Here is a 7,851-nt window from a genome sequence, read left to right as displayed (position 1 = left end):
CCTTCGCGAACTCGTTGATGAAATGTCGACGACCCCACAACTGACGGGTGTAAGCCACCAGACCAGGCCGAGCACCACTGACCGACAAGCCGTACTTGGCCGCGAGCTCCGCCGGACTGAGGCCGTCGTCAAAGGCCGAGGGCACCGGCGGGGCACCGACGGCGACCGCACCATTGTGCGTGGTATCGCTCACAGTTGACACTTTCGTCCTCAAGGTGCGCGCCGGGTGCAGGGGGTCTCCCGGACTGCGCCTGATGCTCTCAGATCCGAGCTTGTCAGATGATCGGGGGTCGACCCAGCCGGGTCAACCGCCATACCGTACGCCAGCGCATGGCCCGCCGGGGACCGCACGGTGTGGCCCAGCCCTCCCGGAAGCCGCCGAACCACGCGCGCAGCGCGGTGCCCGACGGCCTGCGCACCAAGGTGAGCGCCAGCCATACGCCGAGATACACCGGCACCAGGGGCCAGGGCAAGTTGCGCCGGGCCAGCCACACACGGTTTCTGGCCACCAGCCGGTGGTAGACCGCGTGCCGGGCGGGCGAGGTGGCCGGGTGCAGGAGCACCAGGTCGGAGCGGTAGTCGATCATCCAGCCGGCGTCAAGGGCACGCCAGGCCAGATCCGTCTCCTCGTGCGCGTAGAAGAACTGTTCGGGCAGCGCGCCGACCTGCCGGATGACCTCGGTGCGCACCGCGCAGGCACCGCCGAGGAAGGTGGTCACCCGGGAGTTGCGCATCGGGTCGGACGCGCGCAGCCGGGGCACGTGCCGGCGCTGGGTCTCGCCGGTCTGCGGGTCGGCGATCCGGAAGCTGATGATGCCCAGTTCGGGGTCCCGCGCGAACGCCTGCCGGACCAGCTCACCGGTGTCGTCGCCGGGCAGCAGGCCGTCGTCGTCGAGGAAGAGCACGATGTCGACGTCGCGGCCGCCGGGGCCGAACAGCTCGACGCCGACGTTGCGGCCGCCGGGGATGCCCAGGTTCTCCGGCAGTTCGGCGGTGCGCACGTGCTCGCGCTGCATCACCGGCAGCGGGGAGCCGTTGCCGACCAGCGCCACCTCGATCGGCGCGCCCTGCTGCTTGGCGACGGAGTCCAGCAGGTCCTGCAACTCCGCGGGACGGGTGCCCATGGTGATGATGACGGCGCCGACCGTCAGCGGGGTGCTCACTTCAGCCTGCTCGACGCGAGGACGGAGACGAGGTGGAGCAGGGTCTGCAGCAGCGCGATGCCGGCCAGCACGGCCACGCCGAGCCGGGTGAAGAACAGGTCGCCGCGGATCTGGTCGACGATCGCCAGCAGCAGGATGAGCATCGACGCCTCGATGCCGAGCACCAGCCGGTGGAACTGCAGGGCGGCGGCGGCCCGGCGGGCCAGCGCCATCCCGGAGGAGCGCGGCTCGGACGCCGACTCCTTGACCGGGGGCAGCCCGCCCTGGTGGCGGGCCACGCCGACGAGGTCGGTCTCGGCCTTGATCAGGACCGCGCCGAGCGCGGCGAGCGTACCCAGGAAGGCCCACAGCCAGTCGATCCGGCCGCTGCCCCAGATGTCGGCGGCGCGCATCCCGAAGCCGACCAGCACGGCGGCGTCGGTCAGGTAGGCGCCGACCCGGTCGAGGTAGACGCCGGAGAGCGAGTACTGCTTCTTCCACCGCGCGATCTCGCCGTCGACGCAGTCGAGCAGCAGGTAGAGCTGGACCGCGACCACGCCGAGCACGGCACCGGCTATGCCTGGCACCAGCAGCGCCGGGGCGGCGAGCACGCCGCAGACGGTCATCAGATAGGTCAGTTGGTTGGGCGTGACACGGGTGTTGACCAGGTGCCGGTCGATGCGCAGCGACACCTCGCGCATGTAGAGCCGACCGGCCCAGTGCTCGCCGCTGCGCCGGTCCTTGACGCCCGCCGGATGAACGACGGGGCGCAGCTCAGCTACTGATGGTTTTGGCATAGTCGGCGTATGCGTCCCTGATCTCGGTGGCGGACAGGTCGAGGTGTTCCAGAATCGTGTAACGCCCGGGGCGGGTCTGCGGCGCGTAGCGCACCACGTCGACGAACTCCTGGGCGGTGAAGCCGATCTGCTCGGGCAGCACCGGCAGTCCGTGCCGGCGCAGGGTGTCGGCGATCAGCGCGGACTGCTCGCGGGCACCGCGCAGGTGCATCGCGAAGGCGGCGCCGAGGCCGGCTCCCTCGCCGTGGGCGGGGGCCCGCTGCGGGAAGAGCAGGTCGAAGGCGTGCAGGATCTCGTGGCACGCGCCGGAGGCCGGGCGGCTGTCGCCGCTGACCGACATGGCGAGGCCGGAGAGCACCAGGGCCTCGGCGAGGACGGTGAGGAACTCGTCGTCGCCGATGGTGCCGGGGTGGCGCAGCACCGCCTCGCCGGCGGTGCGGGCCATGGCCGCGGCCAGGCCGTCCACCCGCTCGCCGGTCTCGCGGTGCGACAGTTCCCAGTCGGCGAGCGCGGAGAGGTTGGAGACCGCGTCGCCGATGCCGGCCCGGACGAAGCGGGGCGGCGCCTCCCGGACCACGTCCAGGTCGATCACCAGCGCTATGGGCGTCGGGACGCCGTACGATCCGCTGCCGTTGTCGTTGTCGAGGGTGGAGACCGGCGAGCAGATGCCGTCGTGCGAGAGGTTGGTGGCGACCGACACCATCGGCAGCCCGACCCGCGCGGCGGCGTACTTCGTCGCGTCGATGATCTTGCCGCCGCCCAGGCCGACCACGGCGTCGTAGTGGCTGCCGCGCATCGCCTCGGCGAGCTTCACGGCCGCGTCGATGGTGCCGCCGGCCACCGGGAACCAGTCCGCGCCGGGCAGTTCGGGGGCCAGCCGCTCGCGCAGGCGGGCGCCCGAGCCGTCGCTGACCGCGATGGCGATCTTGCCGGCCGCCGAGATCCGCTGGTCGGCCAGGAGCCGGGAGAGGTCGGCGAGCGCGCCCCTGCGGATGTCGACGACGACCGGCGAGGGAACCAGCCGGGTCAGTACTGGCACGCGATCTCCCGTCCACGGGCGAGGTCGGCGTGGTTGTCGATCTCGACCCACGGGATGTCGCCGACCGGCGCCACGTCCAGGGTGTGGCCGCGGTCGACCAGTTCCTGGTAGCCGTCCTCGTAGTACAGGTCCGGGTCGCGCTCGTAGGTGGCCTTCAGCGCGTCGGCGAGGTCGGCGGCCGCGTCGGCCTCGATCAGGGTGACGCCGATGTACTCGCCGGTGGCCGCGGCCGGGTCCATCAGCTTGGTGATCCGGCGCACCCCGCGGCCGGGCTCGGTGACGACCTTCATCTCCTCGTCCGCGAGCTTCTTGACGGTGTCCAGCGCGAGGATGATCCGGCGGCCCTCGCCGCGGGCGGCCAGCAGGGTCTGCTCGACGGAGACCGGGTGCACGGTGTCGCCGTTGGCCAGAATCACACCCTCCCGGAGCACGTCGCGGGCGCACCACAGGGAGTAGGCGTTGTTCCACTCCTCGGCCTTGTCGTTGTCGACGAGGGTCAGTTCGACGCCGTAGCGGGCCTCCAGGGCCGTCTTGCGCTCGTACACCGCTTCCTTGCGGTAGCCGACCACGACGGCGGCCCGCTTGATGCCGACCGCGGCGAAGTTCCCCAGCGTGAGGTCGAGTACGGTCGGGCCGTCCGCGGCGCCGTCCGGTCCGACCGGCACCAGCGCCTTCGGCAGCGTGTCCGTGTACGGCCGCAGACGCCGTCCTGCGCCTGCCGCCAGCACCAGGCCGATCATGCGGGTTCTCCTGATTCGTCGTGTACGGCGGGCGCCCCGGAGGACACCCAGAAGCGGATGCTCTCGGTGACGACGAGCAGCGCGAGTACGGCGGCCAGCACCGTCAGCGCGACGGTGAAGCCGGTGCGGTGGGCTCCTGTGACCAGGGCCGCCGACAGGACGGCCACCAGCAGCGCCCGGCCCTCGTGTCCGCCCGCCGCCCGCACCAGCGCGCGGGGCGGCGCTCCGGTGCCGCCGCGGATGCGGTACACCGTGTCGTAGTGATGGTAGGCGACCGCGGCCACCAGCCCGAATGCGGCGGGCAACGCCCCGTTCACCTGGGAGACGGCCGCCAGTGCCAGCACCGCGCCGTACTCGCCGGCCCGGAAGAACGGCGGCACCAGCCAGTCCAGCGCGCCCTTCAGCGGCCGGGCGACAGCGATCCCGCTGGTCACGACGTAGAGCGCGGCGGCCGCGACCACCCACCAGGTGCCGCGGGCGGCCAGTGCGGCGGTCGCGGTGAGCGCGCCGGCGCCGATCGCGGCGAGCAGCGGCGGCGCGAAGGCGGGCAGCCGCCGGGCGAGCGGGGCGGTGACGCGTGCCACGGCCTCGGCCAGCGGTCCGCTGTCGGCGAGGTCGGCGAGCGCCTGGGCGGCCCGGTCGGTCCGCTTCGCCTTCCGGGTGAGCGAGCGCAGCACCCGGCCGGCGGTGGTGTAGCAGGCGGCGAGGCCGCAACCGATCAGCAGGACCACGAAGGTGATCCGGGGCGTGGTGGCGGCGGTCAGCACCGCGATCAGGAACCAGCGCTCGCCGATCGGCAGCACGATCATCCGGCGCACCCACACGGTCCAGCCGACGCTGTCCAGCCGCCCGGACAGGGCGGCGGTGGGGCTGGTGTTGGCGGCGGCGTCGTGGTTGGCCTCGTTGAAGGAGAAGTCCACGACGTGCCGGCAGGTCTGGAGCACCATCGCGCCCAGCGCCAGCGCCCACACGTCGTCATGGCCGCCGCGGGCCGCGCCCAGCGCCAGGCCCGCGTAGTACGCGTACTCCTTGGCGCGGTCGAAGGTCGCGTCCAGCCAGGCGCCGAGCGTGGAGTACTGCAGGGAGTAGCGGGCGAGCTGGCCGTCGGTGCAGTCCAGGACGAACGAGGCGAGCAGCAGCACCCCGGCGGCGACGTAGCCGACCCGGGTGCCGGTGGCCGCGCAGCCGGCGGCGATCAGCGCGACCAGCAGGGACGCGGTGGTGACCTGGTTGGGGGTCAGGCCGCGCCGGGCGCACCAGCGCGCGATGTAGCGGGAGTAGGGGCTGATGAAGTGCGTGGTGAAGAAGCCGTCGCGGGACTTCACCGCGCTGCGCAGCCGTACCGCCTCCTCGTCCACGCCGGCGATCGCGTCGGCGGCGGCGGCCTGCTCCTGCGGGCCGCGGGCCACCCGGGCCACCAGCACGCCCAGTTCCGGCCGGTACGGTTCGGCGCCCTGCCGGCCCAGTTCCCCGGCGAGCAGGTCGGCGAGCACGTCGCCGTCGGAGACGGTGGCGGTGGGCGCGCCGCCCTGCGCCGCGGCCGGGCCGGCCGCCACCACCGGGGCGGCGGCGTTTCCGGCCAGGTCGGCGAGCGCCCTGGCCAGGGCCGGGCGCGCGGCGGTCTGCACGGCCAGCGCGCCGGGCACGGCGCCGGCGTCGAAGCGGGGGTCGGTCAGCGCCAGCCGCAGGGCGTGGCGGTGGCCGCGGAAGCGGCGGTCGACGACCGCGACGCGCTCGGCGGGCGGCGCGCCGGCGACGCGCTCGGCCACCGCGCGCGGCCCGTCGGCCTCCACGACCTGGAATCCCAGGGCCCGCAGGTCGTCCGCGAGCGGCGACGGCGTCCCGGCGTCGGGCGGGCCGGTGAGAATTGCGGTCGACAGAGGAACCCACTCCCTGAATGCGTACGAAGGCGCACCGGCGAGGCCGCGGCAGGCGGCTCCGGGCCGGACACGACGGCGAGGTTATCGGATGCGGGTCGGCAGTCGTTCACTGCGTGTTCGCCTGAACTTGGCCCGTCCGGTGTGATCATCATCCTCGATTCCGGGCGCCCGTCACAACATTGGGGCATCCATGCCTCCTCACCACCTCGCGGATCACTGTCGGCGACAACTGAGGGTCACCTCACCACCGCAGGTCACCGCACATGACAACGGTCTCCAGTATCGGCTTGCCCACGGTGGGTAACCGGTGTTGACTGGCCGCCGGGACCACGCGAGCAGACGTTCTGCGGGCGTCATCAGCATGCGGAAGGGGGCCTCGCCGATGGGCGCAGGGATCGGCCACAGCCACGGGAACGGCCATGGCCATCAGCACGGCCCGGTCGCCGCCACCGCCGGCGGCGCGCACCGCGGACGGCTGCGGATCGCCCTGTCGATCACCCTGCTGGTGCTGGCCACCGAGGTGGCGGGCAGCCTGCTCACCGGTTCGCTCGCGCTGCTCGCCGACGCGGGCCACATGGCCACCGACGCGGCGGGCCTGGCGATGGCGCTGCTCGCCGTACACGTCGCCGCCCGGCCGCCGAGCGAGCGCCGCACCTTCGGCTACGCCCGCGCCGAGATCCTGGCCGCGGGGCTCAACGCGCTGCTGCTGCTCGCCGTCGGCGTCTTCATCTTCTACGAGGGCGTGCGCCGCCTGATCACCCCGCACGGCATCGACGGCGGCGCCACGATCGTCTTCGGTGTGATCGGCCTGGTGGCGAACTCGGTGTCGCTGGTGGTGCTGATGGCCGGCCAGAAGGAGAGCCTGAACGTCAGGGCCGCCTTCCTGGAGGTGATGGCCGACGCGTTCGGCTCGCTCGCGGTGGTGGCGGCCGCGGTGACCTACCTCGTCAGCGGCTGGCGGCAGGCCGACGCGGTGGCCTCGCTGCTGATCGGCGTGCTGATCGTGCCGCGCATCTGGCAGCTCCTGCGCGAGGTGCTGGACGTCCTGCTGGAGGCGGCGCCCAAGGGCGTGGACATGCGGCAGGTGCGGCGGCACATCGAGACGCTGCCGGGCGTCGAGGGGCTGCACGACCTGCACGTGTGGACCATCACCTCGGGCCTGCCAGTGCTGTCCGCGCACGTGGTGGTGAGCCAGGACGTGCTCGACGCGGTGGGGTACGAAAAGATGCTGCACGACCTCCAGGGCTGCCTCGGCACGCACTTCGACGTCGAGCACTGCACGTTCCAGCTCGAACCGGCCGGGCACGCGGCCCACGAGCCCGGGCTGTGCCGCTGACGGCGCCCGGTGCCGCCGGGTGACCACCTGCGCGCCTCCGGGCGCCGGTGCGGCGAGGCGGTGCGGGCGCGGAGCAGACGCGGCGGTGAGGCAGACTAAGGGCCTGTCGTTTGGATCTCCGCGGGCTGAAGGAGCGGTGCCCGGATTTCACCGCACAGATCCGAACGACGGGCCCTTAGGGCTTGTCGTCGAACGCGAAGGATGGAAATGCCAACCAGTCCTGCCACCGGCCGACCCGGCTCCCCCGCCACCGTGCCGTCCCCGAACGGGGTAGCAGAACCGATCATGCTCGAACTGGTCGACGAGAACGGCGTCACCATCGGCACGGCGGAGAAGCTGTCGGCGCATCTCGCGCCCGGCCGGCTGCACCGGGCGTTCTCGGTCTTCCTCTTCGACGACGAGGGCCGGCTGCTGCTCCAGCGCAGGGCGCTGAGCAAGTACCACTCCCCCGGCGTGTGGTCCAACACCTGCTGCGGCCACCCGTACCCCGGCGAGCAGCCGTTCGTGGCCGCGGCCCGGCGCACCGCCGAGGAGCTGGGGGTCGCGCCGGTGCTGATGCGCGAGGCGGGCACGGTCCGCTACAACCACCCGGACCCGGCCTCGGGCCTGGTCGAGCAGGAGTACAACCACCTCTACGTCGGCCTGGTCCGCGACCCGCTGCGGCCGGACCCGGAGGAGATCGGCGAGACGCTCTTCGCCACTCCCGACGAGCTGGCGAAGCTGCGCGAGGACGGCCCGTTCTCGGCGTGGTTCCAGACCGTGCTGGACGCGGCGCTGCCCGCGGTACGCGAGGTGACCGGCACCGCGGGCTGGTGACCGGCACCGCGGGTCGGTGACCGCAGGCTCGGGTCGGTAACCGGCCGTACGGGTCGGTGAACGGCTATACGGGCGGGTGTCGCGCCAGGTCGCGGCCCCGC

The 7,851-nt window shown here is 72.9% G+C and carries 7 protein-coding genes and 1 pseudogene; 2 read left to right on the top strand and 6 right to left on the bottom strand.

Translation table 11 applies throughout. The features are described from left to right. The 6 genes and pseudogenes from ACIPAE_RS24810 to ACIPAE_RS24785 all read right to left on the bottom strand — a co-directional run. Positions 1 to 193: pseudogene (locus ACIPAE_RS24810) on the bottom strand (ABC transporter permease); the annotation flags it as partial. An 82-nt stretch (positions 194 to 275) separates the two neighbouring features. Continuing rightward, on the bottom strand, positions 276 to 1,151 hold the full coding sequence (locus tag ACIPAE_RS24805) for a glycosyltransferase (protein WP_329373746.1): 876 nt from the start codon (positions 1,149 to 1,151) through the stop codon (positions 276 to 278). An 8-nt stretch (positions 1,152 to 1,159) separates the two neighbouring features. Further along, positions 1,160 to 1,939: a CDP-alcohol phosphatidyltransferase family protein gene (locus tag ACIPAE_RS24800; RefSeq protein WP_329363240.1), complete on the bottom strand. Its 780-nt coding sequence runs from the start codon at positions 1,937 to 1,939 to the stop codon at positions 1,160 to 1,162. Next, a complete protein-coding gene (locus ACIPAE_RS24795; RefSeq protein ID WP_329363242.1) occupies positions 1,917 to 2,978 on the bottom strand; it encodes an iron-containing alcohol dehydrogenase family protein in 1,062 nt (353 codons plus the stop codon). The genes ACIPAE_RS24800 and ACIPAE_RS24795 overlap by 23 nt, the downstream gene beginning before the upstream one ends. Continuing rightward, on the bottom strand, positions 2,966 to 3,718 hold the full coding sequence (locus tag ACIPAE_RS24790; RefSeq protein ID WP_329363244.1) for a phosphocholine cytidylyltransferase family protein: 753 nt from the start codon (positions 3,716 to 3,718) through the stop codon (positions 2,966 to 2,968). The genes ACIPAE_RS24795 and ACIPAE_RS24790 overlap by 13 nt, the downstream gene beginning before the upstream one ends. Continuing rightward, the gene (locus ACIPAE_RS24785; RefSeq protein ID WP_402447965.1) at positions 3,715 to 5,598 is read right to left on the bottom strand and encodes a DUF5941 domain-containing protein; all 1,884 of its coding nucleotides are present in this window, start codon (positions 5,596 to 5,598) and stop codon (positions 3,715 to 3,717) included. Before ACIPAE_RS24785 ends, ACIPAE_RS24790 begins: the two co-directional genes overlap by 4 nt. A gap of 382 nt (positions 5,599 to 5,980) precedes the next feature. Here ACIPAE_RS24785 and ACIPAE_RS24780 point away from each other — a divergent pair, with 382 nt between their 5' ends. Then, entirely contained in the window at positions 5,981 to 6,934 is a 954-nt protein-coding gene (locus ACIPAE_RS24780; RefSeq protein WP_329363245.1) for a cation diffusion facilitator family transporter, read from the top strand. A 207-nt stretch (positions 6,935 to 7,141) separates the two neighbouring features. Then, complete coding sequence (gene idi, locus ACIPAE_RS24775; protein ID WP_328471304.1) at positions 7,142 to 7,750, top strand: isopentenyl-diphosphate Delta-isomerase; 609 nt, start codon at positions 7,142 to 7,144, stop codon at positions 7,748 to 7,750. The last annotated feature ends 101 nt before the right edge of the window (positions 7,751 to 7,851 follow it).

It is taken from the genome of Streptomyces sp. NPDC087270 (genome assembly GCF_044744625.1).
Lineage (GTDB): Bacteria > Actinomycetota > Actinomycetes > Streptomycetales > Streptomycetaceae > Actinacidiphila.
This window is presented reverse-complemented; position numbering and strand designations above follow the sequence as displayed.

Bases quoted from the DNA above. Each gene is read 5' to 3' on its own strand.
- ACIPAE_RS24800 (WP_329363240.1), bottom strand. From the start codon at position 1,939: ATGCCAAAACCATCAGTAGCTGAGCTGCGCCCCGTCGTTCATCCGGCG.
- ACIPAE_RS24790 (WP_329363244.1), bottom strand. From the start codon at position 3,718: ATGATCGGCCTGGTGCTGGCGGCAGGCGCAGGACGGCGTCTGCGGCCG.
- ACIPAE_RS24780 (WP_329363245.1), top strand. From the start codon at position 5,981: ATGGGCGCAGGGATCGGCCACAGCCACGGGAACGGCCATGGCCATCAG.
- idi (WP_328471304.1), top strand. From the start codon at position 7,142: ATGCCAACCAGTCCTGCCACCGGCCGACCCGGCTCCCCCGCCACCGTG.